The sequence below is a fragment of the Lentzea alba genome (assembly GCF_047445655.1).
Lineage (GTDB): Bacteria > Actinomycetota > Actinomycetes > Mycobacteriales > Pseudonocardiaceae > Lentzea > Lentzea alba_A.
On record NZ_JAJAEG010000046.1, the window covers coordinates 18315 to 43469 of the forward strand.

General features: G+C 67.0%; 24 protein-coding genes. 18 read left to right on the top strand and 6 right to left on the bottom strand.

Features of this window, described 5'->3' with window-relative positions; genetic code table 11:
* Positions 1-144: 144 nt before the first annotated feature.
* From LFM09_RS45300 to LFM09_RS45335, 8 genes are all read left to right on the top strand, one after another.
* Complete coding sequence (locus tag LFM09_RS45300) at positions 145-744, top strand: urease subunit gamma (RefSeq protein WP_414102829.1); 600 nt, start codon at positions 145-147, stop codon at positions 742-744.
* On the top strand, positions 741-2423 hold the full coding sequence (locus tag LFM09_RS45305; RefSeq protein WP_414102830.1) for an urease subunit alpha: 1683 nt from the start codon (positions 741-743) through the stop codon (positions 2421-2423). Before LFM09_RS45300 ends, LFM09_RS45305 begins: the two co-directional genes overlap by 4 nt.
* Positions 2420-3031 carry an urease accessory protein UreF gene (locus LFM09_RS45310; RefSeq protein WP_414102879.1) on the top strand — a complete coding sequence of 204 codons (612 nt, stop codon included), beginning with the start codon at positions 2420-2422 and terminating at the stop codon, positions 3029-3031. Before LFM09_RS45305 ends, LFM09_RS45310 begins: the two co-directional genes overlap by 4 nt.
* Entirely contained in the window at positions 3021-3656 is a 636-nt protein-coding gene (gene ureG, locus LFM09_RS45315) for an urease accessory protein UreG (RefSeq protein ID WP_414102831.1), read from the top strand. Before LFM09_RS45310 ends, ureG begins: the two co-directional genes overlap by 11 nt.
* A 10-nt stretch (positions 3657-3666) precedes the next feature.
* Positions 3667-4368, top strand: a complete 702-nt coding sequence (locus tag LFM09_RS45320; protein ID WP_414102832.1) for an urease accessory protein UreD — start codon at positions 3667-3669, stop codon at positions 4366-4368.
* A 155-nt stretch (positions 4369-4523) separates the two neighbouring features.
* On the top strand, positions 4524-5180 hold the full coding sequence (gene pdxH, locus LFM09_RS45325) for a pyridoxamine 5'-phosphate oxidase (RefSeq protein ID WP_414102833.1): 657 nt from the start codon (positions 4524-4526) through the stop codon (positions 5178-5180).
* Positions 5181-5564: 384 nt separating this feature from the next.
* Complete coding sequence (asnB, locus tag LFM09_RS45330) at positions 5565-7499, top strand: asparagine synthase (glutamine-hydrolyzing) (RefSeq protein WP_414102834.1); 1935 nt, start codon at positions 5565-5567, stop codon at positions 7497-7499.
* Between the two features lie 57 nt (positions 7500-7556).
* Positions 7557-8819 (top strand): MFS transporter, encoded by a 1263-nt coding sequence (locus LFM09_RS45335; RefSeq protein WP_414102835.1) that lies wholly within the window; start codon positions 7557-7559, stop codon positions 8817-8819.
* Here LFM09_RS45335 and LFM09_RS45340 read toward each other — a convergent pair.
* Positions 8803-9600, bottom strand: coding sequence for a hypothetical protein (locus tag LFM09_RS45340; RefSeq protein WP_414102836.1), 798 nt, complete (start codon positions 9598-9600; stop codon positions 8803-8805). The two genes, LFM09_RS45335 and LFM09_RS45340, sit on opposite strands and share 17 nt — an antisense overlap.
* 125 nt (positions 9601-9725) lie before the next feature.
* Between LFM09_RS45340 and LFM09_RS45345 the strand changes: the two genes are divergently transcribed.
* Entirely contained in the window at positions 9726-11120 is a 1395-nt protein-coding gene (locus tag LFM09_RS45345; RefSeq protein WP_414102837.1) for an APC family permease, read from the top strand.
* Positions 11121-11199: 79 nt separating this feature from the next.
* On the opposite strand, the gene LFM09_RS45350 is transcribed toward LFM09_RS45345, so the two are convergent.
* Positions 11200-11979 carry an MBL fold metallo-hydrolase gene (locus LFM09_RS45350; protein ID WP_414102838.1) on the bottom strand — a complete coding sequence of 260 codons (780 nt, stop codon included), beginning with the start codon at positions 11977-11979 and terminating at the stop codon, positions 11200-11202.
* Positions 11980-12017: 38 nt separating this feature from the next.
* Between LFM09_RS45350 and LFM09_RS45355 the strand changes: the two genes are divergently transcribed.
* Complete coding sequence (locus LFM09_RS45355) at positions 12018-12911, top strand: aldose 1-epimerase family protein (protein WP_414102839.1); 894 nt, start codon at positions 12018-12020, stop codon at positions 12909-12911.
* Positions 12912-13160: 249 nt separating this feature from the next.
* A complete protein-coding gene (locus LFM09_RS45360; RefSeq protein ID WP_414102840.1) occupies positions 13161-14372 on the top strand; it encodes an amidohydrolase in 1212 nt (403 codons plus the stop codon).
* Here the strand turns inward: LFM09_RS45360 and LFM09_RS45365 are convergent.
* Positions 14369-15508 carry an acyl-CoA dehydrogenase family protein gene (locus tag LFM09_RS45365; protein ID WP_414102841.1) on the bottom strand — a complete coding sequence of 380 codons (1140 nt, stop codon included), beginning with the start codon at positions 15506-15508 and terminating at the stop codon, positions 14369-14371. The two genes, LFM09_RS45360 and LFM09_RS45365, sit on opposite strands and share 4 nt — an antisense overlap.
* Positions 15509-15590: 82 nt before the next feature.
* Here LFM09_RS45365 and LFM09_RS45370 point away from each other — a divergent pair, with 82 nt between their 5' ends.
* From LFM09_RS45370 to LFM09_RS45385, 4 genes are all read left to right on the top strand, one after another.
* Positions 15591-16181 carry a TetR/AcrR family transcriptional regulator gene (locus LFM09_RS45370; protein WP_414102843.1) on the top strand — a complete coding sequence of 197 codons (591 nt, stop codon included), beginning with the start codon at positions 15591-15593 and terminating at the stop codon, positions 16179-16181.
* Between the two features lie 6 nt (positions 16182-16187).
* A complete protein-coding gene (locus tag LFM09_RS45375; RefSeq protein ID WP_414102844.1) occupies positions 16188-17132 on the top strand; it encodes a carbohydrate kinase family protein in 945 nt (314 codons plus the stop codon).
* A 222-nt stretch (positions 17133-17354) separates the two neighbouring features.
* The gene (locus LFM09_RS45380) at positions 17355-18668 is read left to right on the top strand and encodes a citrate synthase (protein WP_363781741.1); all 1314 of its coding nucleotides are present in this window, start codon (positions 17355-17357) and stop codon (positions 18666-18668) included.
* 61 nt (positions 18669-18729) lie between these two features.
* Entirely contained in the window at positions 18730-19974 is a 1245-nt protein-coding gene (locus tag LFM09_RS45385; RefSeq protein WP_414102880.1) for a cryptochrome/photolyase family protein, read from the top strand.
* On the opposite strand, the gene LFM09_RS45390 is transcribed toward LFM09_RS45385, so the two are convergent.
* Genes LFM09_RS45390 through LFM09_RS45400 form a run of 3 tightly spaced genes read right to left on the bottom strand, consistent with a single transcriptional unit; the run spans position 19967 to position 22473 of the window.
* Complete coding sequence (locus LFM09_RS45390; RefSeq protein WP_414102845.1) at positions 19967-20383, bottom strand: hypothetical protein; 417 nt, start codon at positions 20381-20383, stop codon at positions 19967-19969. The genes LFM09_RS45385 and LFM09_RS45390 overlap by 8 nt on opposite strands.
* A gap of 3 nt (positions 20384-20386) precedes the next feature.
* On the bottom strand, positions 20387-21568 hold the full coding sequence (locus LFM09_RS45395; protein ID WP_414102846.1) for an ABC transporter permease: 1182 nt from the start codon (positions 21566-21568) through the stop codon (positions 20387-20389).
* On the bottom strand, positions 21565-22473 hold the full coding sequence (locus LFM09_RS45400; protein ID WP_414102848.1) for an ABC transporter ATP-binding protein: 909 nt from the start codon (positions 22471-22473) through the stop codon (positions 21565-21567). Before LFM09_RS45400 ends, LFM09_RS45395 begins: the two co-directional genes overlap by 4 nt.
* A 129-nt stretch (positions 22474-22602) precedes the next feature.
* Between LFM09_RS45400 and LFM09_RS45405 the strand changes: the two genes are divergently transcribed.
* From LFM09_RS45405 to LFM09_RS45415, 3 genes are read left to right on the top strand one after another with little or no spacing between them, the layout of a single operon-like run.
* The gene (locus LFM09_RS45405) at positions 22603-23055 is read left to right on the top strand and encodes a YbaB/EbfC family nucleoid-associated protein (RefSeq protein ID WP_414102849.1); all 453 of its coding nucleotides are present in this window, start codon (positions 22603-22605) and stop codon (positions 23053-23055) included.
* Positions 23056-23075: 20 nt separating this feature from the next.
* A complete protein-coding gene (locus LFM09_RS45410) occupies positions 23076-23381 on the top strand; it encodes a type VII secretion target (RefSeq protein WP_414102850.1) in 306 nt (101 codons plus the stop codon).
* Positions 23378-25087: a WXG100 family type VII secretion target gene (locus tag LFM09_RS45415; RefSeq protein WP_414102851.1), complete on the top strand. Its 1710-nt coding sequence runs from the start codon at positions 23378-23380 to the stop codon at positions 25085-25087. Before LFM09_RS45410 ends, LFM09_RS45415 begins: the two co-directional genes overlap by 4 nt.
* The last annotated feature ends 68 nt before the right edge of the window (positions 25088-25155 follow it).

Consider the following 25155-nt stretch of genomic DNA (forward strand, 5'->3'; position numbering starts at 1 on the left):
GGGGAAAATCCTGCGGTTTCGAGGGGGTCTGGCGGGACGACCGCACCGCTGACCCCGGTTGTCAACCGATCGGTGGACACGTGGCCGTGTTTCGGCCGTGTTTCCACTCCGCGATAGCGCGCTTTCACGTGTTAGAACAATCGGGTGCATCTCACGCCGCATGAACGCGACAAGCTCCTCGTGCACGTCGCCGCCGACGTGGCCCGCCGCCGGCTCGAACGCGGCGTGCTCCTGAACTACCCCGAGGCCGTCGCGTTGATCACCGACCACGTGCTGGAGGGCGCGCGGGACGGCCGCACGGTCAGCGAGCTGATGGAGAGCGGCCGCACGGTGCTGGCACCGGAGCAGGTCATGCGCGGGGTGCCGGAGATGATCGACTCGGTGCAGGCGGAGGCGACGTTCCCGGACGGGACGAAGCTCGTCACGGTGCACCACCCGATCGCGCCTTCCGCCGGTCCGGCGCCGGGTGAGGTGATCGTCGGCTCCGAGCCGGTCGAGCTGAACCCCGGACGACCGCGGATCACCCTCGTCGTCGTGAACGTCGCCGACCGGCCCGTTCAGGTCGGATCGCACTTCCACTTCGCGTCGGTGAACACCGGTCTGGAGTTCGACCGGGAGGCCGCGTTCGGCTACCGGCTGGACATCCCGGCGGGCACGGCGACGCGCTTCGAACCGGGCGTCGAGCGCGAGGTCACGCTGGTTCCGTTGGCAGGCTTGAGGATTGTCCGGGGGTTGCAGCGATGATCGACCGCGAGCGTTATGCCGAGCTGCTCGGTCCGACCGTCGGCGACCGGATCCGGCTCGCCGACACCGACCTGTTCATCGAGGTCACCGAGGACCTGGCGCGCGGCGCCGGTTCGGGTGACGAGGTGATCTTCGGCGGTGGCAAGGTGATCCGCGAGTCGATGGGCCAGGGGATCGCGACCCGTGCCGAGGGTGCTCCCGACCTGGTCATCACGGGTGCGGTGATCCTCGACCACTGGGGTGTCGTCAAGGCCGACGTCGGCGTGCGGGACGGCCGGATCGTCGCGATCGGCAAGGCCGGCAACCCGGACACGATGGACGGCGTCCACCCGTCGCTGGTCATCGGGCCGTCGACGGAGATCCTGTCCGGCAACGGGAAGATCCTGACCGCGGGCGGCATCGACTGCCACGTGCACTTCATCTGCCCGCAGATCGTGGACGAGGCGTTGGCGTCCGGGCTCACGACGCTGATCGGTGGCGGCACCGGCCCGGCGGAGGGCACGAAGGCCACGACCGTGACGCCCGGCGCCTGGTACCTCGACCGCATGCTGACGTCGATGGACCACATGCCGATCAACGTTCTGTTGCTGGGCAAGGGGAACACGGTCTCGGAGGAGGGCCTGCGCGAGCAGCTCGTCGGTGGTGCGGGCGGGTTCAAGCTGCACGAGGACTGGGGCACGACGCCTGCCGCGATCGACGCGTGTCTGCGCGTGGCGGACGAGTCGGGTGTGCAGGTCGCGATCCACACGGACACGTTGAACGAGGCCGGTTTCCTGGAGTCCACTGTGGACGCCATCGCCGGTCGGTCGATCAACGCCTACCACTCGGAGGGAGCCGGCGGCGGGCACGCGCCGGACATCATCCGGGTGGTCTCGCTGCCGAACGTGCTGCCGTCGTCGACGAACCCGACGCGCCCGCACACCGTCAACACGCTCGAAGAACACCTCGACATGCTGATGGTGTGCCACCACCTCAACCCGTCGGTGCCGGAGGACCTGGCGTTCGCGGAGTCGCGGATCCGGCCGACCACGATCGCGGCCGAGGACCTGCTGCACGACCTGGGCGCGATCTCGATGATCAGCTCGGACTCCCAGGCGATGGGGCGGGTCGGCGAGGTGATCATCCGGACCTGGCAGACCGCGCACGTGATGTCGTCGCGGCGGTCTCTCGACGCGAACCTGCGAGCTCAGCGCTATGTCGCGAAGTACACGATCAACCCCGCTGTGGCGCACGGGATCGCCTCGGAGGTCGGCTCGGTCGAGGTCGGCAAGCTGGCCGACCTCGTGTTGTGGGAGCCCAAGTTCTTCGGGGTGCGGCCGTCGGTGGTGTTGAAGGGCGGCTTCATCGCGTGGGGCGCGATGGGGGACGCCAACGCCTCGATCCCGACGCCGCAACCGGTGTGGGCGCGGCCGATGTTCGGTGCCACGGCCGGGGCGGCTTCTTCCGTCTTCTTCGTTGCGCCCGAGGCGATCGAGGCCGGGATCGCTGATCGGTACGCGCGGCGGGTGTTGCCGGTTTCTTCGACGCGATCGGTGACGAAGGCCGACATGGTGCTGAACGACGCGATGCCGGACGTGCGGGTCGATCCGGACAGCTTCGCGGTGCACGTGGACGGTTCACTGGTCGAGCCTTCGCCGGTGGCTGAGTTGCCGATGGCCCAGCGGTACTTCCTGTTCTGATGCTGACCGCGCTGATCCTCTCCGACTCCCGGTTCCCGGGCGGCGGACACGTGCACTCCGGTGGACTGGAGGAGGCTGCCGCGCGTGGGCTTGTCGTTGACGAACCGTCGCTGAAGTCGTTCCTGCACGGGCGTTTGCTCACCGCTGGGCTGCTGTCGGCCGGGTTCGCGGCCGCGGCGGCTCGCGGTGAGGACCTGGAGATGCTGGACGCGGAACTGGACGCGCGGACGCCCTCGCCGGCTCAGCGCGAGGCCTCGCGGGCGCAGGGGCGTGGGATGTTGCGGGCGGCTCGGCGGGCGTGGCCGTCCGCGCGGCTGGACGCTTTGAGTGCGTCTCCGCACCAGCCGTTGGTGATCGGCGTGCTGGTCGATGATCCGTACGAAGCGGCGCTGACCTGCGCTTATCTGTCCGTGAGCGGGCCGGCGTCCGCGGCGGTGCGGTTGCTGGGACTGGACCCGTTCGGGGTCAACGCGATCGTGGCTTCCCTCGGTGTCGAGGAAGTCGCTGCGCGGGCGTGCAAGGAACTGCCCGCGCTCGGTTCACCTGCCTTGGATCTTCTTGCCGAGGCACATGTTCGACGTGAAGGGGTGCGTCTCTTTGGGAGCTAACCACGGGCCCGACCCGCACGACCACCACCACGGTTCCGCGCCGCGGATCGGCATCGGCGGTCCGGTCGGCAGCGGTAAGACGGCGTTGACGGCCGCGCTGTGCCGCGCGTTGGGGGCGCAGCTGGAGCTGGCGGTCGTCACCAACGACATCTACACGACCGAGGACGCGGACTTCCTGCGTCGCGCGGGTGTGCTGGACCCGGCACGGATCGAGGCAGTGCAGACGGGGTGCTGCCCGCACACCGCGATCCGCGACGACATCACGGCGAACCTGGACGCGGTCGAGCGGCTGGAGCACAAGTTCCCCGCGCTGGACCTGGTGATCATCGAGAGCGGCGGGGACAACCTGACCGCGGTGTTCTCCCGCGGGCTGGTCGACAAGCAGATCTTCGTCGTGGACGTCGCGGGTGGCGACAAGGTGCCGCGCAAGGGCGGTCCCGGGGTGACGACCGCGGACCTGCTGGTCATCAACAAGGTGGATCTGGCGCCGTTCGTGGGCGCGGACATGGACGTGATGATCTCCGACGCGCACCGGATGCGTGGAGAGTTGCCGGTCATCGCGCAGTCGTTGGTGGAGACGCCGGAAGCGCCCGAGGTGGCCAAGTGGGTGCTGGCTCAGCTGTGAAGGCACCTCGATGAAAGCCGCGGCGCGGTTGGTCGTCTCGCTGGACTCGCACGGCAACTCCGTCGTGCGGGTCCTGCGGTCGCAGTCGCCGCTCGTGCTGGTGCCTGCTCGGCGGGTCGGGCCGGTCGCTTTGGTGCACCTGGTGAGTTCGGTGACGTCTCCGCTCGGTGGAGACTCGCTTGAGTTGACGGTTGAGGTCGGGCCTGGAGCGTCACTTGATCTACGCGGAGTGGCGGCGACGCTGATGCTGCCGGGTCCGACCGGTTTGCCGTCTTCTTCTGTGGTGCGATTCTTGGTGGAGGGCACTGTTCGGTATCTGCCAGAGCCGACGGTGGTGACTTCTCGCGCGCACCACACCGCAGTGGTGGAGGTCGAATTGGACGGTCACGCAGAGTTGTCGTTGCGCGAGGTTCTGGTGCTTGGTCGGGCGGGGGAGAGCGCCGGCGCCCTGTCCACGTCGGTGCGCGCAACCCGTTGTGGCAGGCCGTTGTTGCATCAGCAGCTGGTGGTCGGGTCAGCTGCTGTCGACTCGTCGCCGGCCGGGTTGGCCGGGAAGCGGGTCGTTGGCACGTCGTTGATGTTGGACGCGGTGCCGCGGCCCTCGGACGGCGGTGAGTGGTGGAACGTCGTTCCGTTGGCAGCGGGCGGAACCCTTGCCACCGCACTGGGTGATGACGTGGTCACGGTCACACGTGTGCTCGATGCCATCTGACTCGATCACGTGCTCGATCCAGAACTGTTCTTTGCACGGACAGTCACCGTTCAGGTGGTGGTCATCACCGCGCAGGCGGTTTCGGGATCCGTTCGCCGTGCGTATGGTCGCGGGTCCAGGGACCACGAGTTCTGCCGCTGCTTGGAGGTTCGCCGATGACGGAGATCACGAACATCGCGCTACCGGCGATGCGCGTGTCATACGAGCAGGGCTCGCTGAGCGAGTCGGAGCTTGCCGCCACCTGGCACGAACAGCTCCAGCTGTGGCTGGATCAGGCTTCTGGTGCGGGTCTGCCGGAGCCGAACGCGATGGTGCTCGCGACCACCGACACCAAGGGGCGGCCGTCCTCGCGGACGGTGCTTCTCAAGGGGCTTGACGCTCGTGGAGTGGTGTTCTACACCAACTACACGTCTAACAAGTCTCACGACCTGATGGCTACGCGGTATGCGTCTGCCACCTTCCCGTGGTTCGCGATGCAGCGTCAGGTGCACGTGCGGGGGACTGTGGAGAAGGTTGGGCCCGTTGAGACTGCCGAGTACTGGAACTCTCGGCCTCGTGGGTCGCAGATCGGGGCCTGGGCTTCGCCGCAGTCGCGGGTGGTGACTGGGCGGTCCACTTTGGATTCGGCGCTGCACAAGATTGAGCGGCAGTTTGCTGATACGGAGAAGATTCCTGTGCCGCCGCACTGGGGTGGGTGGCGGATTCGGCCTGAAGAGGTTGAGTTCTGGCAGGGGCGGCGGGATCGGATGCATGATCGGTTGCGGTTCCGCGATGGGCGGGATGGGTGGACTTTGGAGCGAGTAGCTCCGTAGGTCCTGAGACTTTTGCGGATGGGGCGTCTTCCTGTGGGCGGGAGGGCGCCCCTTTTGCGTGTTCGCGCGTGGTCCGTAGCGTTCCCCGGCTTGCGGGCGGCGCGTTCGCGTTGCGAGATGCGACCGGGCGGGATGGTCGCCTTGCGGGCGGCGACCTTGCGTTGCGTGCCTCCCCCGGGGGCTCTGCCCCCAGACCCCCGGCAATCTGATCAGGGGTTAGCGCCGCTTGCGGGTTGATGGCACGCCCGTCGCGTGAGGGCGGCTTGCTCACCCCGCGCTGAACCTGACCTGGGGGTTGCGCGTCCTTCAGGCTGCGGGAAGTGCCCGGTTCGTCCAGGGCATACTGGGATTTCAGCCACAGCTAGCTACGAGGTGCGGATTCACGTGTGCGGAGTGCTCGGACTCATCTGTTCTACCGAGGCCGCTGCGGCCTCCGCGCGTGGCTCTGTGGCTGCGGCGTTGCGTTGCCAGCGGCATCGTGGGCCCGATGAGCAGGACACTTGGGCTGATGCCGAGGTCGTCTACGGATTCAACCGGCTCGGGTTCATCGACCTTGAGCACTCCCACCAGCCGTTGGTCTGGGGGCCGCCGGAGAACCCGACGCGGTACACGTTGAACTTCAACGGCGAGATCTACAACTACAAGGAGCTGCGGGCTGAGCTGGCGCGGGAGTTCGGCGCTCAGTTCAAGACGCAGGGTGACGGTGAGTCCATCGTTGCCGGGTACCACTACCTCGGTGCGGACTGGGTCAAGCGGCTGCGCGGGATGTTCGCGTTCATGATTTGGGACGCGCAGGAGCGGGTTGTCTTCGGAGCGCGGGATCCGTTCGGGATCAAGCCGTTGTACTGGGCCGCTGGGCCTGGTGGGGTGGCGTTCTCGTCCGAGAAGAAGTCGTTGTTGCAGCTGACTGGGGTGCTCGGCATCAGTCAGGAGCTGGATCAGACGGCGTTGCAGCACTACTTGGTGTTGCAGTACGTGCCGGAGCCCGAGTCGTTGCACAAGGCGATTCGGCGGGTTGAGTCCGGGACGTCGTTCAGGGTGTCGCCGGGTGGGCAGGTGCTGTTCAACCGGTACTTCAAGCCCGTGTTCGCGCCGAAGCCGGTCAACGGGGCGCATGAGGCTGAGGCGCTGCACGAGCGGATTGCCGAGGTCATGCGGGACTCGGTGGCCAAGCACATGATTTCGGACCCGGACGTGACGGTTGGGGCGTTCCTGTCGGGTGGCATTGACTCCACGGCGACGGCGACGCTGGCCAAGTTGCACAACCCGAACCTGATCGCCTTTACCAGCGGGTTTGATCGGGAGGGGTACTCCGAGGTCGATGTTGCCGCTGAGACTGCGGCGGCTATCGGGGTGCGGCATGTCGTCAGGACTGTGTCGCCGGACGAGATGATGGAAGAGCTGCCGCTGATCATCTGGTACCTGGATGACCCGGTGGCGGATCCGGCGTTGGTGCCGTTGTGGTTCATCGCTCGTGAAGCTCGGAAGTACGTCAAGGCTGTGTTGTCCGGGGAGGGTGCGGACGAGCTGTTCGGCGGGTACGTGATCTACCACGAGCCGTTGTCGTTGTCGCCCTTCGAGAAGGTGCCCGGGGGCGTCCGGAAGTTGATGGGCGCCGTGTCGAAGAGCATTCCTGAGGGTGTGCGCGGCAAGGACTTGTTGAGGCGCGGGTCGCTCAAGTTGGAGGAGCGGTACTACGGGAACGCTCGCAACTTCAGTGACGCGCAGGTGCGCGCGGTGTTCCCCGGGTATGTGGAGGGCATCGGGTTCCAGGACGTCACGGCGCCCTGGTACCGGGAGTCTGAGGGCTGGGATCCGGTGGCGCGGATGCAGCACATCGACCTGTACACGTGGTTGCGCGGGGACATCCTGGTCAAGGCGGACAAGGTGACCATGGCCAACTCGATCGAGTTGCGGGTGCCGTTCCTCGACCCCGAGGTGTTCCGGGTTGCGGCCGAGGTGCCGTTGGACCAGAAGCTGACTGAAGGTACGACGAAGTTCGCGCTGCGCAAGGCGTTGGCGAAGATCATTCCAGCGCACGTGTTGAACAGGCCCAAGCTCGGGTTCCCGGTGCCCATTCGGCACTGGTTGCGGGCTGAGATGTACGACTGGGCTCGCGGGATCATCGCGGACTCGCAGACCGGGCACCTGTTGGACAAGAACGCGGTGCTGGACCTGCTGGCCGAGCACAAGTCGGAGCAGTTCGACCGGAGCCGGCAGCTGTGGTCGGTGTTGTGCTTCATGATCTGGCACGGGATCTTCGTCGAGGGGCGGATCAGCCCGAAGGTGCCGGAGCCGGTGTACCCCGTTCGCCTCTGACGTGGTGTTGGCGACACATTTGCGTAAAGGACTTGTTAGTTGTCATAGGCTAACCATGTGGCCACCCTGGGGAGAAGCGCGCGCTCGACGTTCGTGATCGACACCCGGCCGTTGAAGATCGTCGCGTATCGCCGGTTGTGGCTGTCCACGATCGTGACGGCGGTGGGCTCTCAGCTCACCGCCGTTGCTGTGCCCAAGCAGGTTTTCGACCTCACCGGGTCGTCGGCGTGGGTGGGTATCGCCGCTGGTGTGGCGCTTGTGCCGCTGCTCGTGTTCGGGCTCTGGGGTGGTGCGATCGCGGACACCGTCGACCGGCGGAAGCTGCTGTTGGTCACCAACTCCGGTATCGCCGTGTCGTCGGTGCTGTTGTGGGTGCAGGCGGCGCTGAACGTCGGTTCGGTGTGGCTGGTGATCGCGCTGCTCGGGTTGCAGCAGGTGTTCTTCGCGGCCAACGCTCCGGCGCGGCAGGCCTCGATCGCGCGGTTGGTGCCGGCTGAGCTGTTGCCGGCGGCCGGGGCGCTGGGGTCGACGGTCATGCAGTTCGGGGCGGTGCTCGGGCCGTTGCTCGCTGGGGCGTTGATGCCCGTTGTCGGGTTGTCGACGTTGTACCTGGTCGATGCGATCGCGCTCGTCGTGACGGTGTACGCGGTGTGGCTGTTGCCCGCTATGCCGCCGCTGGACGGGGTGGTGCGGCGCGCGGGGCTCAAGGACGTGCTGGCCGGGTTCGTCTACCTCTGGGCGCAGAAGGTGCTGCTGGCGAGCATGTTGCTGGACATCATCGCGATGGTGTTCGGCATGCCGCGGGCGCTGTTCCCGGAGATGGCGCAGCACACGTTCGGCGACCCGCCCGGTGGTGGGTTCGCGCTGGGTGTGTTGTTCGCGGCGATTCCCGTTGGTGCGGTGCTGTGCGGGCTCACGTCCGGGTGGATCTCGAACGTCAGCAGGCACGGTGTCGCGGTGACGCTGGCAGTGGTGGCCTGGGGCATCGCGATCATGGGCTTCGGGCTGGCCGGGTCGTTGTGGGTCGCTGCGGCGTTCCTGGCGCTGGCCGGCGCCGCGGACATGGTGTCGATGGCGTTCCGCGGCGCGATTCTGCAGTCGGCTGCTACCGACGAGATGCGCGGGCGGATGCAGGGCGTGTTCATCGTCGTGGTGGCGGGTGGGCCGCGGATCGCGGACCTGTTGCACGGCACGGGTGGTGCGGCGTTCGGCACTGCGGCGGCGGTGACCGCGGGTGGCGTGCTGGTGATCGCGACGACGGTGGTCGCGGTGTTGTTGTTGCCGGCGATCTGGCGTTATCGGGTCAGTTCCGCGGGCTGATCTCGTTCTGCGCGGGCTCGGAGATCTTCACGTCGCTGCCCCAGTCGGAGAAGCGGGCCTCGTCGACGATCAGCGCGTTCTGGAACTGGGTGGAGAACTTGATCCGGATCGGCAGGCCGCTGCCGTCCAGTTCGACCTCGCCTGCCGAGTTCGTGACGTTCTGGTCGAGGGCGAGTTTGACCTCGTTGCGCAGGTTCTCGTCGGTGAGGGTGTTGTAGGCCTTCTGGTAGTCGACGGCGATCGAGTAGCGGACGCGGTCGCCGGTCTGTGCGATCAGCTTGAGCTCGCCGCCGGCCTTGATCACCGGCAGGTGGTAGGTCGTGAAGACGGCCTGCTGGTAGATCACGTCGTGGAAGCCGAGCATGGTGTTGGTGAAGTCGTCGTTGTCCTTGCGGTCGAGCTTCACCCACGGCTTGCCGGCCGGAAGGCCGAACACCGCCGGGAGTTTCACGAACGCGGTGTCCTTTGTGGTCGAGACGAACCGCAGTTCCTCGTCCTTGCCGCCGGTCTGCACGGGACGGGTGGTGGTCGCGTCGACGCTCGGCACGTCGCCCAGGCGGACCGAACCGTTCGCCGGGGCCGTGACGCCGCCGGAGGTCGGCGGGGCGATGGTGAAGCGGTAGGTCTTCTTCTCCTCGACGGACTTGGTCACGGCGGCGACGAGGCTCGGGACGTCCTGGTACTGGGTCGGCGTCGGCTGGGCCGGTGGCGGTGCCGACGTGCAGGCGGTCAGCGCGGCTGCCGCGACGGTGGCGACGAGCAGCGGTGCCGTGCGCTTCATTCGAACCCCCAGCGTGAGGACATCGTGGACATCGTGGACCAAGATCGCGAAATTGTTACACCATATGGGTGAGGTCAGCGTCACTTCGTGCCCGTAGCCAGGCAAAACGGGCAGAATCCTTGTGCATGGCTGAAGCGACTCCACAAACGGAGCAACCGGAACTGCATCGGGCCATCGGTCCGAAGCTCCTGTTGTTCTTCGTCGTCGGCGACATCCTCGGTACCGGCATCTACGCGCTCACCGGCAACGTTGCCGGCAAGATCGGCGGCGCACTCTGGCTGCCCTTCCTGCTCGCGTTCGTGGTGGCGTTCCTGACCGCGTTCAGCTACCTCGAACTCGTCGGGAAGTATCCCAAGGCGGCCGGTGCGGCGCTCTACACGAACAGAGCGTTCAAGATCCACTTTTTGACGTTCATGGTCGCGTTCGCGGTCATGTGCTCTGGTATCACGTCGGCGTCGTCCGCTGCACTCGCGTTCGGCCGCACCTACCTGCGGCAGTTGCTGGTGGAGTTCTTCGACGTCGCGCTGGCGCCGGAGTCGCTGGTGATCACGGGCATCGCGATCGTCTTCATCGCGGCACTGGCGATCATCAACTTCCGCGGAGTGTCCGAGTCGGTCAAGGCCAACGTGGTCCTGACCTGCATCGAGCTGTCCGGTCTGGTCATCATCATCGCGATCGGCGCGTACGCGATCGCGGTCGGCGACGGCGAGCCGTCGCGGTTGACCGAGATCCACGTGCCGTCGGGTTCCAACATCATGCTCGCGGTCACTTCGGCGACGGCGCTCGCGTTCTTCGCGATGGTCGGGTTCGAGGACTCGGTGAACATGGCGGAGGAGTGCCGCGACCCGGTTCGGATCTTCCCGCGCGCGATGCTGATCGGCATGGCCGTGGCGGCGACGATCTACGTGCTGGTCGCGATCACGTCGTCGTTGCTCATCCCGTCCGAGGAGCTCGCGAAGGCGGGCAGCAGCGCGTTGCTGAGGGTCGTCACCGTTGGCGCGCCCGGCTTCCCGCTGTGGATCTTCGCGTTGATCGGTCTGCTGGCCGTCATCAACTCGGCGCTGATCAACATGCTGATGGCGTCGCGGTTGTTGTACGGCATGGCGAACGAGCGGATCATCCCGAGCTTCTTCGGCACGGTGCACCCGTTCCGCCGCACGCCGTGGATCTCGATCGTCTTCACGACCGGCGTCGCGGTGATCCTGGTGTCGACCGCGGACATCGGCAAGCTCGGCGGCACCACGTCGTTGCTGCTGCTGATCGTCTTCACGATCGTCAACGTCGCGTGTTTGGTGCTGCGTAAGGAAAAGGCCGAGCACAAGCACTTCCGGGCGCCGACGTGGGCTCCGGTGCTCGGCGCGATCACCTGCGGGTACCTCGCGTTCCCGGTGCTGTCCGGCCGGCCGTGGGACGACTACAAGATCGCGGGCTGGTTGTTGCTGGCCGGTCTGGTGCTCTGGGGCATCAACCGCGTGCTGCACGGCAAGGTGGAGATCCACCCGGAGAAGCTGGGCAAGTAGGTTTCCGCGTTTCAGGGACCGGTCGGGCTCTCCCGGCCGGTCCCTTCGTGTTCGTGCCGGCCCTTGCCCGTTCGGTCAGTCAGGCCAGCCTGGCCAGTTCCACCGGGTCGTGGGCGCAGAAGATCTCGACCTCGCCGCGCGTCTTGAGTTCCTTCAGGCGTTCTACATTGGACAGACGCTGCTCGCGGATCGTCTCGGTCTGCCGAGCGGTGAGCTTCAGCGCGAAGATGTTGCTGGGCGGGGTCTCGATCTCGCCGCGGTAGAAGTACGCGTCACCGGCGTGCAGCAGCCAGCCGTCGGCGGAGTTGACGGCGATGCCGGTGTGGCCGCGGGTGTGACCGATCAGCGGCACCATCAGGATGTCGTCGGGCAGGCCCGGGATGTTCTTCACGGCCTGGAACCCGAACCAGTCCTCACCCTCGGCCTTGTGCGTCTCGAAGGTGACGCCCTCGCGCTGAGCCTCCGGGAAGCGCATGCGTTCCTTGGCGGACTTGTTCGGGTTGGTGGCGGCGGCGAGCTCGGTGTCCAGGACGTGGACCGTGGCGTTCGGGAAGTCCCGCAGGCCGCCGGCGTGGTCCATGTCGAGGTGGGTGAGCAGGATGTGCCGGACGTCCTCAGCGCCGTAGCCGCGCTTCTCGACCTGGAAGATCGCGGTCTCGTTGATGTCGAGCAGCGGCTTGAGCAGCTTGCGGCTCAGCGGGTCGAGGGTGCCCTTGGGGTTGCTCACCTCGTGCGTGCCGAAGCCGGTGTCGACCAGGACGAGGCCCTGGTCGGTCTCGATCAGCAGGCAGTGCGCCACGATGCCGCCCGCTACCAGGGGCGGGCGCATGGTGCCGCAGTTGAGGTGATGAACCTTCATGGGCAAATCCTTCCGTTGGCCCCGTAGGCTTCAGCCTCATGTTGGGGATCTCGTACGAGGGTGCCACCGCTGTGATCACGACTGTAGGCGCAGGCCTGCGGTCATTCGAAGTGGACGGCGTTCCGTATGTGGAGACATTCGGGGCCGATGAGAAGCCTCCGATGAGTGCTGGGGCCGTGCTGGTGCCGTGGCCCAACCGGACGGCTGGGGCGTCCTGGGTGCTGGATGGGGTTGTTCAGCAGCTTGAGGTCACTGAACCCGCTCGGGGGAATGCTATTCACGGGCTGGTTCGGCGGCGGCCCTGGGCTGTGTTGGAGCACACCGGGTCGTTGGTTTCGTTGCGGACCTTGATTGAGCCTCAGGCTGGGTGGCCTGCCGCTTTGGACGTCACTGTTTCTTATGCGTTGGATGATCGTGGGCTCACGGTTACGCATGGGGTTACGAACGTGGGGGATGTTGCCACTCCGTTCGGGGTGGGGACTCATCCTTATCCTCGGGCTGGGAATGCCGCTACGGATTCGTGCACGTTGACGTTGGCTGCTACTACGGTGTTGCCGTTGGATGTTGAGCGGATGGTTCCCTCTGGGGAGGCTCGGTCGGTTGAGGGGACCGAGTTCGACTTCCGGGAGGGGCGGGGGCTTGGTGGGGTTTCGCTGGATACGCCCTTTGGAGGGTGTGAGCCTGGGGGCGATGGGCTGATTCGGCACTCGCTGGTGGATGATGGTGATGGGTCCGGGGTTGAGGTTTGGGCTGATCCGGCGTTTCGGTGGGTTCAGGTTTATACGCCGGATTCTTATCCTGGGCGGGGGCGGGCTGTGGCCGTTGAGCCCATGACTTGTCCGCCGGATGCTTTGAATTCTGGGGTGGATTTGATTTGGGTTGCCCCTGGGGAGTCTTGGGGGGCTCGGTGGGGGATTCGGCCGTTGGGCTGATTTTAGGGTCGCTTGGTCCGTAGGTGGTTTCTTTGCGGGCGGCGACCGTGCGTTGCGTGCTTCCCCTGGGGGCGGCGCCCCCAGACCCCCGGCAATCTGATCAGGGGGTCAGCGCCGCGGGCGGGTTGATGGCACGCCTGTTGCGTTGGGCGGCCGCCGGGCCCGCTTGCTCAGAGCGGGGTGGCGCTCGCCTTCGGCATCGCGATCCGGGGTGGCCGACACCCTGCTTAACCGTTAGCGTTGCTAACCATGAACATCGCGATCACCGGGGGCTACGTCGTGCCGGTCGACGGGGAACCCGTCGAAGGTGGAACTGTCCTGATCCAGGACGGGAAGATCGTTGCGGTTGGCGCTGACGTCGACATCCCTGACGGGGTTGAGGTTGTCGATGCCGACGGGGCCTGGGTTCTGCCCGGCTTTGTCGAGGCGCACGGGCACATCGGCGTCCATGAAGAGGCTGAAGGCTGGGCCGGGCAGGACACCAACGAGATGACCGACCCCGTTGGGGCTCGGATGCGGGCGTTGGATGCGATCAACCCTGCCGACCTCGGCTTTGCTGACGCGTTGAGTGGCGGGGTTACCACTGCGGTGATCAAGCCCGGGTCGGGGAACCCGATCGGTGGGCAGACGGTCGCTGTGAAGTGTTGGGGGCGGACCGTTGACGAGATGCTCGTCAAGGAGCCGGTGAGCGTTAAGAGTGCGCTTGGGGAGAACCCGAAGCGGGTGTACGGGGACAAGAACAAGTTGCCGTCCACGCGGCAAGGGGTTGCTGCGGTCATCCGGGACGAGTTGACCAAGGCGCAGGACTACGTTGCCAAGAAGGCCGAGGCTGAGGCTGACGGGAAGGCCTTCGAGCGCAACAACACGCAGGAGATCCTTGCCCAGGTGTTGTCCGGGGAGTTGCCGTGGTGTCAGCACGCGCACCGGGCGGATGACATCGCCACGGCGATTCGGTTGTCGGAGGAGTTCGGGTACAAGCTCATCCTGAACCACGGGACCGAGGGGCACCTGATTGCTGATCTCATTGCGGAGAAGCAGATTCCGGTGATCATCGGGCCGTTGTTCACGGCTCGGTCCAAAGTGGAGCTGCGGAACAGGGGGTTGCGGAACCCCGGGATTCTGGCGCGGGCCGGGGTTGAGTTGGCGATCACCACGGACCATCCCGTTGTGCCGATTCACTTCCTGGTGCACCAGGCCACGTTGGCGGTGAAGGAAGGGTTGGACAGCGAGGTTGCGCTCCAGTCGATCACGACCAACCCTGCGCGGATCATGGGGTTGGACGATCGGGTTGGGGCGTTGAAGCCCGGGTTGGACGGGGATGTGGTGATCTGGTCCGGGGATCCGTTGGACGTGATGAGCCGTGCCCTGCACGTTTTTGTGCAGGGGCGGGAGGTTTACACGTTTGATGAGCGCAAGGGGGAAGGGGTCGTGGCTGACCCCTTCTACCGCGAGAGCGTTTAGCGCAGGCCCCTGCCGATGACGAGGCGCTGGATCTGGTTGGTGCCTTCGAAGATCTGCAGGACCTTGGCTTCGCGCATGTAGCGCTCCACCGGGAAGTCGCGGGTGTAGCCCGCGCCGCCGAGGACCTGGACGGCGTCGGTCGTCACCTTCATCGCCGCGTCGGTGGCGATGAGTTTGGCGATCGACGCCTGCTGGCGGAACGGGCGGCCGCGGTCGCGCAGGCGGGCGGCGTGCAGGTAGGTGGCGCGGGCGGATTCGACTGCTGCTGCCATGTCGGCCAGCAGGAATTCCAGGCCCTGGAACTCGATGATCGGGCGGCCGAACTGGGTTCGGGTCTTGGCGTAGGCGACTGCCTCGTCGAGGGCTGCTTGGGCCAGGCCCACTGCGCAGGCGGCGATGCCGAGACGGCCGGAGTCCAAAGCGGACAGTGCGATTTTCAGGCCGTCGCCCTCGTCGCCGATCAGGCGGTCGGTGCTGAAGCGGACGTCGTCGAACGAGAGTTGGGCGGTGATGGAGCCCGTCAGGCCCATCTTGCGTTCGGGGGTGGCTGCGGTGAGGCCTGGGGTGTCGCCGGGGGACAGGAAGCAGGAGATGCCTCGGCCGCCGTCGGGGGACGTTCGGGCCATGAGGGTGTAGAAGTCGGCTGCGCCGGCGTGGGTGATCCACGCCTTGGTGCCGTTCACGACGTAGTCGGAGCCCTGGCGGACTGCTCGGGTCGACATGGCGGCTGGGTCGGAGCCTGCCTGGACCTCGGAGAGGGCGTAACCGCCCAGCAGCTCGCCTTCGAGCATTTCGGGGAGCCAGCGGTCCTGCTGTTCGCGGGTGCCGAAGGTGGCCAGGCCGTAGCAGGACATGACATGCACGGAGAGGCCCACTGCGACGGTCATCCAGGCTGAGGCGACCTCTTCGAGGGCCTGGAGGTACACCTCGTAGGGCTGGGCGCCGCCGCCGAAGTCTTCTGAGTACGGGAGGCCCAGGAGGCCGGAGCGGCCCAGCAGGCGGAACGCCTCTCGGGGGAACTTCTCGTTCTCCTCGGCGTCCGCTGCGTGTGGCTTCAGCTCGTCCCGCGCGATCTCCTTGACCAGCGCGATCAGGTCTTCGGCCTCTTGGGTGGGGAGCAGCCGCTCGGCGGGCATCGTCGACCTCCGGTGTGTACTGGTAACTGTACTGTAGGACGTACGCCAGTACAGTTACCAGTGAGTGTGGCAGGGTCGTCACATGACGCGGGCTCTCACGCAGCGGCAGGCCGAGCTGCTCACCCGGTTGGAAGCTCTCTTCCTCACGGAGGGCTTCGGTCATCTCACGCTGGATGACATCGCGGGCAGGTTGCACTGCTCGAAATCGACGCTGTACGCGCTCGCCGGCAGCAAGGAGCAGCTGGCCGTGCGGGTGGTCGGGCGGTACTTCAAGGGGGCCGCTGAGCGCATCGAGAAGCGCATCGCGGGCCTCAACGACGTGCGCAAACGCATCGGCAGCTACCTCGCGGGGGCCGCTGAGGAGCTCAACAAGGCCTCGGCGGCGTTCATCGCGGACGTGTCGGACTTCCCGCCCACGAGGGCCACCTACGAGCGCAACGCGCGGGCTGCGGCCGAGCGCATCAAGGCGTTCATCCAGGACGGGGTCGAGCTGCACGTGTTCCGGGAGGTGCACGCGACGCTCTTCGCCGAGATGGCCGGGTTGCTGATCGAGAGCATCCAGACGGGGGTCCTCACGAAACGGGCGGGCGTTTCGGACGCTGAGGCGTTCACCGCTCTGGGCGAATTGTTGTTGGATGGGCTTCAGAGGACGGGTGCTTCCCCGAAGGAGTAGAACGCAGTGATCGTGGTTGCTGGTGAGGCACTTGTCGACATGGTGCCGGTGGGGGACGACGAGCTGACGCCGCTCGCGCCGAAGCTCGGTGGCGGGCCGTACAACGTCGCGGTGGCGTTGGGGCGGCTGGACGTGCCCACGAGCTTCCTGTCGCGGGTGTCGGAGGATCACTTCGGGGAGCAGCTGATCAAGCGGCTGCACGCGTCGAAGGTGGGGACGGAGCTCGTGCAGCGCGGGCCCGAGAACACCACGCTCGCGGTCGTCGGGCTCGCGGACGACGGGTCGGCGCGCTACTCGTTCTACGTCGAGGGCACGGCCGATCGGCTCGTCGAAGACCCGGGCCCGCTGCCCTCCGAAGCGAAAGCTGTCTCGTTCGGGACATTGAGTCTCGTGCTGGAGCCCGGTGCGTCGGTCTACGAGAAGGTCTTGCGGCGCGAGAGCAAGCGCTTGCTCACCGCGCTCGACCCCAACATCCGGGCAGGGCTGATCGAGGATCCGGGCGCTTACCGGGCGCGGTTCCGCTCGTGGCTGCCCGATGTCGGCCTGCTGAAGGTGTCGGTCGAGGATGCCAAGTGGCTCGCCGAAGACGGTGACACCTCTTGGGACGTGATCGAGATCGCAAGGACGTGGATTTCACAGGGGCCGGCCGCCGTGGTGCTCACCAAAGGTGGCGACGGTCTGTCAGTGATCACTGCCACGGGGCAGGTCGACGTGCCACCCGTGAAGGTGGACGTGGTCGACACGATCGGGGCGGGCGACACGGTGCAAGGCGCCCTGCTCGCGTGGCTGCACGACCACGACGCGCTGAGCGTGGAGAAGGTGCGTGCACTCTCAACCGATGAATGGACCGCGGCATTGACCTACGCCGGTGCCGCGGCCGCGATCACATGTTCCCGGGCGGGTGCCGAACCGCCCTTTGCGAGCGAACTCACCGCTGCGTTGGGTGGATAAAACCGAGGAACGGACTACCGTGAGGTAGCCGCGCTAGAAACTGGCATTACGGATGTGATGCCGGTCCCATCTCACAGAATCGGTTCACACCGCTGCTGCGAGGCGGGCCTTCCGCCGACTAGCGTGAGTGAACTTGAAACTCAGATCCCAACGGGGTGGTCCGAGACGACGGCAGACCGCGCGGTCTGTCGCCACCCCGTCCGAGCGTTGAGAGGGACTTGAATGCCCGACGCGACGACTGCGCCGAACGACACCCAGACCGTCGCGCTGCGCCACGGGGGCGGAGAGCTCGAGATGAAGGTGGTGCGGGCGTCCGAAGGCGCGTCCGGCATCGAACTCGGCAAACTGCTGTCGACGACCGGTCTGGTAACCCTGGACACCGGTTTCGTCAACACGGCCTCCTGCTCCTCCGAGATCACCTACATCGACGGTGACGCCGGCATTCTGCGTTACCGCGGGTACCCGATCGAGCAGTTGGCCCAGCGTTCGAACTTCATCGAGGTCAGCTACCTGCTCATCTACGGCGAGCTGCCCACCCAGGCTCAGCTGGACGACTTCTCGTCCAAGATCAGCAGGCACACGCTGCTGCACGAGGACCTCAAGCGCTTCTTCGACGGCTTCCCGCGTGACGCGCACCCGATGCCGGTGCTGTCCTCCGCGGTGTCGGCGCTGTCGACCTTCTACCAGGACTCGCTGTCGCCGTTCGACGCGAACCAGGTGGAGATCTCCACGATCCGCCTGCTCGCCAAGCTGCCGACGATCGCGGCCTACGCGTACAAGAAGTCGGTCGGCCAGCCGTTCCTCTACCCGGACAACTCGCTTGGCCTGGTGGAGAACTTCCTGCGCATGACCTTCGGCTTCCCGGCCGAGGCCTACGACCTCGACCCGGACCTGGTCCGCGCGCTGGACCTGCTGTTCATCCTGCACGCCGACCACGAGCAGAACTGCTCCACGTCGACCGTGCGCCTGGTCGGCTCGTCCGAGGCGAACCTCTTCGCGTCCATCTCCGCGGGCATCAACGCCCTGTTCGGCCCGCTGCACGGCGGCGCGAACAGCGCGGTGCTGGAGATGCTCGAGAAGATCAAGGCCGACGGCGGCGACGTGAAGTCGTTCGTCAACAAGGTCAAGAACAAGGAGGACGGCGTCCGCCTGATGGGCTTCGGCCACCGGGTCTACAAGAACTACGACCCGCGTGCCGCGATCATCAAGAAGACCGCCGACGAGATCCTCAACAAGCTCGGCGCCGACGACCAGCTGCTCGACATCGCGAAGCAGCTGGAAGAGGCCGCGCTGAGCGACGAGTACTTCATCTCCCGCAAGCTCTACCCGAACGTGGACTTCTACACGGGTCTGATCTACCGGGCGATGGGCTTCCCGACGAAGTTCTTCACCGTGCTGTTCGCGCTCGGCCGGCTCCCCGGCTGGATCGCGCACTGGCGCGAGATGATCAACGACCCGGCCACGAAGATCGGCCGCCCGCGGCAGATCTACACCGGTCCGACGGAGCGCGACTTCATCGCGATGGAGAACCGCTGACGCTAGATCGTTCGTTGGAAGGCGCGCCCGTTCTGCGGGCGCGCCTTTCGCTTTGTAGCGTCTGGGGGTGAGCTCTCCCTCTGTTGTCTGGTTCCGCCGAGATCTGCGAACGTCCGATCATCCGGCCATTCTCGCCGCCGCGGAAAGGTCATCTCGCGCACTCGCGTTGTTCGTTCTCGACGACAGGCTGCTGAAACCTTCAGGGCAGCCGCGAATCGATTTCCTGCACCGATGTTTGCACGCGTTGAACGACGAACTCGGCGGCCGCCTGATGGTCGTCCACGGTGATCCGGTGAAGGCGGTTCCGCGGATCGCGCGCGAGATCGGTGCGAGCAGCGTCCACATCTCCGCGGACTGCGCGCCCTACGGCCGGCGCCGTGACGAGGCCGTCGAGGAAGCGTTGGGGGACATCGAACTCGTCCGCTCCGGCTCGCCCTACGCCGTCACGCCCGGCCGGGTGCGCAAGCAGGACGGCACGCCGTTCAAGGTCTTCACGCCGTTCCGCAACGCCTGGCTGGACCACGGCTGGCGCAAGCCCGCGGACACCGATGCGTCCACTGTGGACTGGATCGACCCGCAGCGCAGCACGAAACTCCCTGCCATCAAGGAGAAACTCCCCGACGCGCTCAAGCTGTGGGAGGAGTTCCGCGATGAACGGCTGGAGGACTACGACACCACTCGCGACCGTCCGGACCTCGACGCGACGAGCCGGCTGTCGGCGTTCCTGAGGTTCGGCGTCCTGCACCCCAGGACGTTGCTGCAGGACTGCGACGGCACGTTCCGCAGCGAGCTGGCCTGGCGTGAGTTCTACGCGGATGTGTTGTGGCACAAGCCCGAGACCGCACGGGAGAACTACGACCGCAAGTTCGACCGGATGCAGCACGACAACGACGAGGAGCTCTTCGAGGCCTGGAAACAGGGCCGCACGGGCTTCCCGATCGTCGACGCCGGGATGCGTCAGCTGCTGCAGGAAGGCTTCATGCACAACCGGGTGCGCATGATCGTGGCCAGCTTCCTGGTGAAGGACCTGCACCTGCCGTGGTGGTGGGGTGCGCGGCACTTCATGAACCACCTGATCGACGGCGATCTCGCGTCGAACCAGCACAACTGGCAGTGGGTCGCGGGCTGCGGCACGGACGCGGCGCCGTTCTTCCGCATCTTCAACCCGACGACGCAGGCCAAGAAGTTCGACCCGGACGGTGCGTACGTCAAGAAGTACGCGCCGGACTCGCACACCCTGGAGCCGGTCGTCGACCACGCGGTCGAGCGGAAGATCGCACTGGATCGCTACCAGGCCATCAAGTGAGCGTCACGCGGGCGTGCTGGACGTAGGTCGCCGCCTGCCGGTAGGTGATGGCGTTGTTGTGCGCGTCGACCCAGTCCTGGAACTCGGCGTGCTTGTTGAGCCGGCTCTGCAGCGAGTCGAGGCCGTCGATCACCGCGTCGACGGCCTCGCGGTCGTGCTCGGAGACCAGGAGCGGTTGCGGCCGCGGTCCGGCACGGTCGTCGAAGAAGGCGCGGTCGAAGGCGACATGGCGGCAGGCGGCGACGAACGCGTCGAGTGCCGCTTCGACCGCCGGCCGGGTCTGGCTCTGGTCGACCGAGGAGCGCAGGGCCACCAGTTGGTCGAGCATCTGCATGGTCTTGTCGCACAACTCGTCCGCGTAGGCGTCGACGCGGCGGCGCAGCAGCTCCCGTGCTCTGTCCGGGTCCATGCCTCAGGCCCGGAGGGCTTCGCGGAGCTTGACGCGGGCGCCGGTTCGCAGCACGGCGTTCGCGTAGACCTTGCCGCCCAGCCACGTGATCGCCGCGATGGCCGCCAGCGCGAACACGATCGCGAGCAGCACCTGCCAGGCCGGAGCGACGCCCAGTGCCATCCGGCCCGGCATCAGGATCGGGGCGAACGGCGGCAGCAACGACAGCACGGTGACCGTGGGGCCGGAAGGGCTGCCGATCATCAGGTTGATGCCGGCCACGAACGCCACGATGATCGTCATGCTGATCGGCGTCAGCACCGACTGGAGCTCCTCCTGCCGGGAGACCAGGGAGGCCGCGGCCGCGAACACGGTGGCGTACAAGAAGAAGCCGAGCAGGTACCACAGAACGCCGGTCAGCAGGGCCGTGCCGCCGACAGCGCCCACGTCGATCACGTCGAACGCCGACGACAGCACCAGGCCGACCGTGGAGATCACCAGAAGCTGCAGCAGGCCGACCGCGCCGAGCCCGATCACCTTGCCCAGCAACAACTGCCACGGCCGCACGGTGGCGAGCAGGATCTCGACGACTCGGCTGGACTTCTCCTCGACCACGCCCTGCGCGACCATCGTGCCGTAGACCAGCAGTGAGTAGTACAGCAGCGCGGCCACGATCAACCCGATCGCGAGGCGCTGACCTCGTTGCGGGTCAACGGGTTCCAGTGCGGTGACGTCCACTTTGACGTTCGCCAGGTTCTGGGCCACCTGCTGCGGGTTGATGCCAGCCTCGGCCAGCTGCGCGACCAGGACCTGTTGCTGCAGCACGTCGTTCAGCGCGGTCGCGAGCACCTCGTCGCCGGAGCCCTTGACGATCATCTTCAGCTCCGGCGGCGCGCCGGTCACCAGTGCGTCCAGTGAGCCGTCGCGGACCTGCTGCTCGGCGCTTTCCATGGTCGTGACGTCGCGGGTCTCGACGTCGATGCCGAACGCCTTCGCCTTCTGCCGCAACGGATCCGCGAGCTGCGTCGCCTGGCCGCTCAGACCGACGACGCTGCGCTGCTGGTCGTCGAACAGCACGGACTGCAGAACGACGTAGCCCGCCAGCACGGCGATGATCACCGCGGTGCCGATCAGGAACGACCTGGTGCGCACCTTCGTCACGAACTCGCGCTTGGCCACCAACGAGACCGCTCGGGTCGGCGTCATGCGCTCCTCGCCTCGGTGTTCACCACGTTGCGGAAGAGCTCGGTGAGCGTCGGCCGCTGACGGGAGAACTCGTGCACCGGCCCGGCCGCCAGCGCGGCCTGCAGGACGATCTGGTCGTCGACGTCGTCAGCGAGCTCCAGCACGCAGCGCGTCCCGTTCTTCTCGATCACCCGCACACCGTCCAGCGTGACAGTCCAGTCGGTCGTTGGCGACTCAACCACCAGCCGCGACGTTCCGCCGGAACGCAGCTCCTCGACCGTGCCGACCGCGACCATCGTGCCCTCGCTGACGATGCCGACCCGGTCGCAGAGGCGTTCGACCAGGTCGAGCTGGTGACTGGAGAACACCACCGGCACGCCCGCGGAGGCCTTCTCGCGCAGCACGTGGCTCATGACGTCCACCGCGACCGGGTCGAGGCCGGAGAACGGCTCGTCGAGCACCAGGACGTCCGGCTCGTGCACCAGCGCGGCGGCGAGCTGCACGCGTTGCTGGTTGCCGAGGCTCAGGCGCTGCACCTCGTCCGTGCGGCGGTCGCGCAGGCCGAGGCGCGCGATCCAGTTCTCCGCGCTCTTGTGCGCCTCGTTGGTGGTCATGCCGTGCAGCTCGGCGAGGTAGACGAGCTGGTCGAGCACCTTCATCCGCGGGTAGAGGCCGCGCTCCTCCGGCATGTACCCGATGCGGCGGCGGGTGTCCAGGTCGATGGCTCTGCCGTTCCACCGCACCTCGCCGGAGTCGGCCGCGAGCACGCCCAGCGCGATGCGCATGGTCGTGGTCTTCCCGGCGCCGTTGCTGCCGACGAACCCGAAGAGCTCGCCCGCGCGCACGTCGAAAGACATGTCCCGCAGGGCCACGACCTCCCCGTAGCGCTTGGAGACCGCGTCGATCTCCAGCACCCCCTCAGGCACGGTGCACCCCTTCGTTGGTCCGGATGGCGGTAATCGGACTCAAAGTATCGGTGAGCAGGGAACGAGTGAAACGATACGGGCGTCTACGGCGAATCGAACGAACGACCAATTCACTCAACGGGGGTGACCATGGAGCCCATCGACCCGGATCAGTGGCTCAAGACGTACGGGGCCAAGATCGAGCAGGCGAAGCAGCAGGCTGAGCAGGCTGTCGGCCAGCTCGGAGGCGTGGGTGGGAGCGCAAGCTCGCCGGACGGCCTGATCACGGTGACTGTCAACGCCACCGGCGTGCTGACCGACCTCCAGATCAGGCCGGAGGCCCGCGGTATGGACCCCCGCGAGATCGCCACGGCGGTGCTCGCCGCCTCCACCAAGGCCCAGCGTGAAGCATCCGGCCGCGTCGTGCAGATCATGGGCGAGTTCGTCGGCGAGAGCCCCGCGCTCGACTTCGTGAAGGCGCAGATGCCGAACGGATACGCGGGCGACGGAACCGACGAGGAAGAACCGAAGTCGGAGTTGGAGCGCAAGGACCTTCGGCCCGACGACGAGTACTTCACCAACCCGCCCGACGTCATGGCCTGAGTGCAGGAGGGGGTTAGAGCATGCAGCAGTTCAACATCGATCTCGACGAGCTGAGAACCCACGCCGCGAACGTGGACCGGCTCACCGAGCGGTTGCGCAAGGCCACCGAGACGTGCGACCCGGGCTCGCTCACCACCGAGGCCTTCGGCGTCTTCTGCGGATTCCTGGCCCAGTTCATCCTCGAGAAGGCCGGCCTCGGGCAGGACGCGCTCGGCAAGGCCGCCGGCTCGCTGATGGACATGGCGGACGGGCTCAAGGAGACCGTGCAGCAGTACGAGCAGGTCGACGTCGACAACATGTTCGGCTTCAAGGGAGGCCGGGGATGAACGCCCCAGCGCAGTCCAAGGGCCAGGACCCTCAGCAGCTGATCAGCAACATCTCGAACACCTACTCGGCCATCGAGCGCGGCGACTGGGTCAACGCGGGTCTGGGCATGGCCAACACGGCCATGGGCATGATCGGCGCGTCGGGCAACCCGCTGAGCGGCTTCCTCGCGGCGGGCTTCAGCTGGGCGATCCAGCACGTCGACTTCCTGCGCGAGCCGTTCGACATGCTGCTGGGCAGCCCGGAGTCCATCTCCAAGATGGCGCAGACGTACCGGTCCGCCGGCCAGCAGGTGCAGAGCATCGCGACCGAGTACGAACGCATCTGCGTCTCGCAGACCCGTGAGTGGCAGGGCAGGGCGGCCGACGCCTACCGCGCGGCGGCCAAGAAGCACGCGGACGGCATGGAGTCGCTCTCCAAGGCCACCCACGGCATCGCCGCTGCGGTCGAGGGCGCCGGCAAGCTCGTCGCCGACGTCCGCAAGCAGATCATGGACCTGATCAGCCAGGCCGTCGCCGACATGGTCATGAAGATCATCCAGTGGCTGGCGGCGTCGATCCTCACCTTCGGCGCGGCCATCGCGGGTGCGATCGCGGACATCGTCACCATGGCGTGCAACTACGCGAAGAAGCTGGCGGACTTCCTGCAGAAGCTGCTCGGCTCCGTGAAGAAGCTGATGGACCTGATCAAGCAGGTCTCGTCGATCGCGAAGATGGCCGAGCAGATCATCGACGCGATCTCCTCGATGGCGCACGGCGGCGCGGGCGGTGGCGGCGGTGGCGTCGTCCGGCCGTCCCAGGGCGGCCTCGGCGGCATCACGGCCGGACAGCTCGACCAGGCCCACCAGGGCGCTGGCGGAACGTTCACCAGCGGCGCCGGCGGCGGCTACACGCCCGGTGGCGGTGGATCGGGTGCGGGCCCCCAGGTCACACCCGTCTACACGCCTCCCGGCTCGACCGTGCCCTCCGGCTACACACCGGGTGGCCCTGGTGGTGGCGCCGGTGGTGGCCAGGTGGCGCCGGTCTACCGCCCGCCCGGTGGCGGTGCGGCGCCGGTCTACCCGCCGCCCGGCGGCAACGTGCATCCCGGCGGTGGCTCCGGCGGGCAGGTCAGCCCCGGCTACACCCCGCCCGGCTCTGGCTCTGGTTCGGGTGCCGGTAACGGTCCTGGTCGCTGGGTTCCCGGGCACTGGGAGCCGGACACGACCACGGCGGCCGGTGGCGCGACCAAGCCTCCGTCGTTCGGTGCTACGCCGACCACGTCGAACGCCGACTGGTACCGCCCGTCCGTCACTGACCACAGCGCTGCCGCGTCGTCGTCTTCGTCCGGTGGTGGCGCCGGTGGTGGCGGTGGCGGCGGCATCCCGAAGGGCATGGGCGGCGGCGGTGGCGGCGGCATGCCCGCCTTCGGCGGTGGCCCCGCCGGTGGTGGCGGCGCCGGTGGTACCGCGGCCACGCAGTTCGGTGGCGCGGCCGGTGTCATGCCGGCCGGTGGCGGTGCTGCTCCTGCCGGCGGTGGTGGTGGTGCTGCCGGTGGCGGCGCGCACGGTCCCGGTGGCGCTGCCGGCGGCGGCATGATGGGCGGCGCTCCGATGGCCGGTGCCGGTGGCCAGCAGGGTGGTTCGAACGAGCACAAGCGGAAGGTGCGGATCGAGGGCGAGGCGCTCGTCGACCCGCCCAAGGCCGCGAAGCCGGTCATCGGCGAGTAACCCTCGCTGAGGTCCTTGCGCTGAGGGCGTCTGCAAGTACCGCCAACTTCAGGTTGGTAGTACTTGCA

Coding starts and splice junctions, on each gene's coding strand:
- LFM09_RS45305 (WP_414102830.1), top strand. CDS start 741: ATGATCGACCGCGAGCGTTATGCCGAGCTGCTCGGTCCGACCGTCGGC.
- LFM09_RS45320 (WP_414102832.1), top strand. CDS start 3,667: ATGAAAGCCGCGGCGCGGTTGGTCGTCTCGCTGGACTCGCACGGCAAC.
- pdxH (WP_414102833.1), top strand. CDS start 4,524: ATGACGGAGATCACGAACATCGCGCTACCGGCGATGCGCGTGTCATAC.
- LFM09_RS45340 (WP_414102836.1), bottom strand. CDS start 9,600: ATGAAGCGCACGGCACCGCTGCTCGTCGCCACCGTCGCGGCAGCCGCG.
- LFM09_RS45345 (WP_414102837.1), top strand. CDS start 9,726: ATGGCTGAAGCGACTCCACAAACGGAGCAACCGGAACTGCATCGGGCC.
- LFM09_RS45350 (WP_414102838.1), bottom strand. CDS start 11,979: ATGAAGGTTCATCACCTCAACTGCGGCACCATGCGCCCGCCCCTGGTA.
- LFM09_RS45355 (WP_414102839.1), top strand. CDS start 12,018: ATGTTGGGGATCTCGTACGAGGGTGCCACCGCTGTGATCACGACTGTA.
- LFM09_RS45360 (WP_414102840.1), top strand. CDS start 13,161: ATGAACATCGCGATCACCGGGGGCTACGTCGTGCCGGTCGACGGGGAA.
- LFM09_RS45365 (WP_414102841.1), bottom strand. CDS start 15,508: ATGCCCGCCGAGCGGCTGCTCCCCACCCAAGAGGCCGAAGACCTGATC.
- LFM09_RS45370 (WP_414102843.1), top strand. CDS start 15,591: ATGACGCGGGCTCTCACGCAGCGGCAGGCCGAGCTGCTCACCCGGTTG.
- LFM09_RS45380 (WP_363781741.1), top strand. CDS start 17,355: ATGCCCGACGCGACGACTGCGCCGAACGACACCCAGACCGTCGCGCTG.
- LFM09_RS45390 (WP_414102845.1), bottom strand. CDS start 20,383: ATGGACCCGGACAGAGCACGGGAGCTGCTGCGCCGCCGCGTCGACGCC.
- LFM09_RS45395 (WP_414102846.1), bottom strand. CDS start 21,568: ATGACGCCGACCCGAGCGGTCTCGTTGGTGGCCAAGCGCGAGTTCGTG.
- LFM09_RS45405 (WP_414102849.1), top strand. CDS start 22,603: ATGGAGCCCATCGACCCGGATCAGTGGCTCAAGACGTACGGGGCCAAG.
- LFM09_RS45410 (WP_414102850.1), top strand. CDS start 23,076: ATGCAGCAGTTCAACATCGATCTCGACGAGCTGAGAACCCACGCCGCG.
- LFM09_RS45415 (WP_414102851.1), top strand. CDS start 23,378: ATGAACGCCCCAGCGCAGTCCAAGGGCCAGGACCCTCAGCAGCTGATC.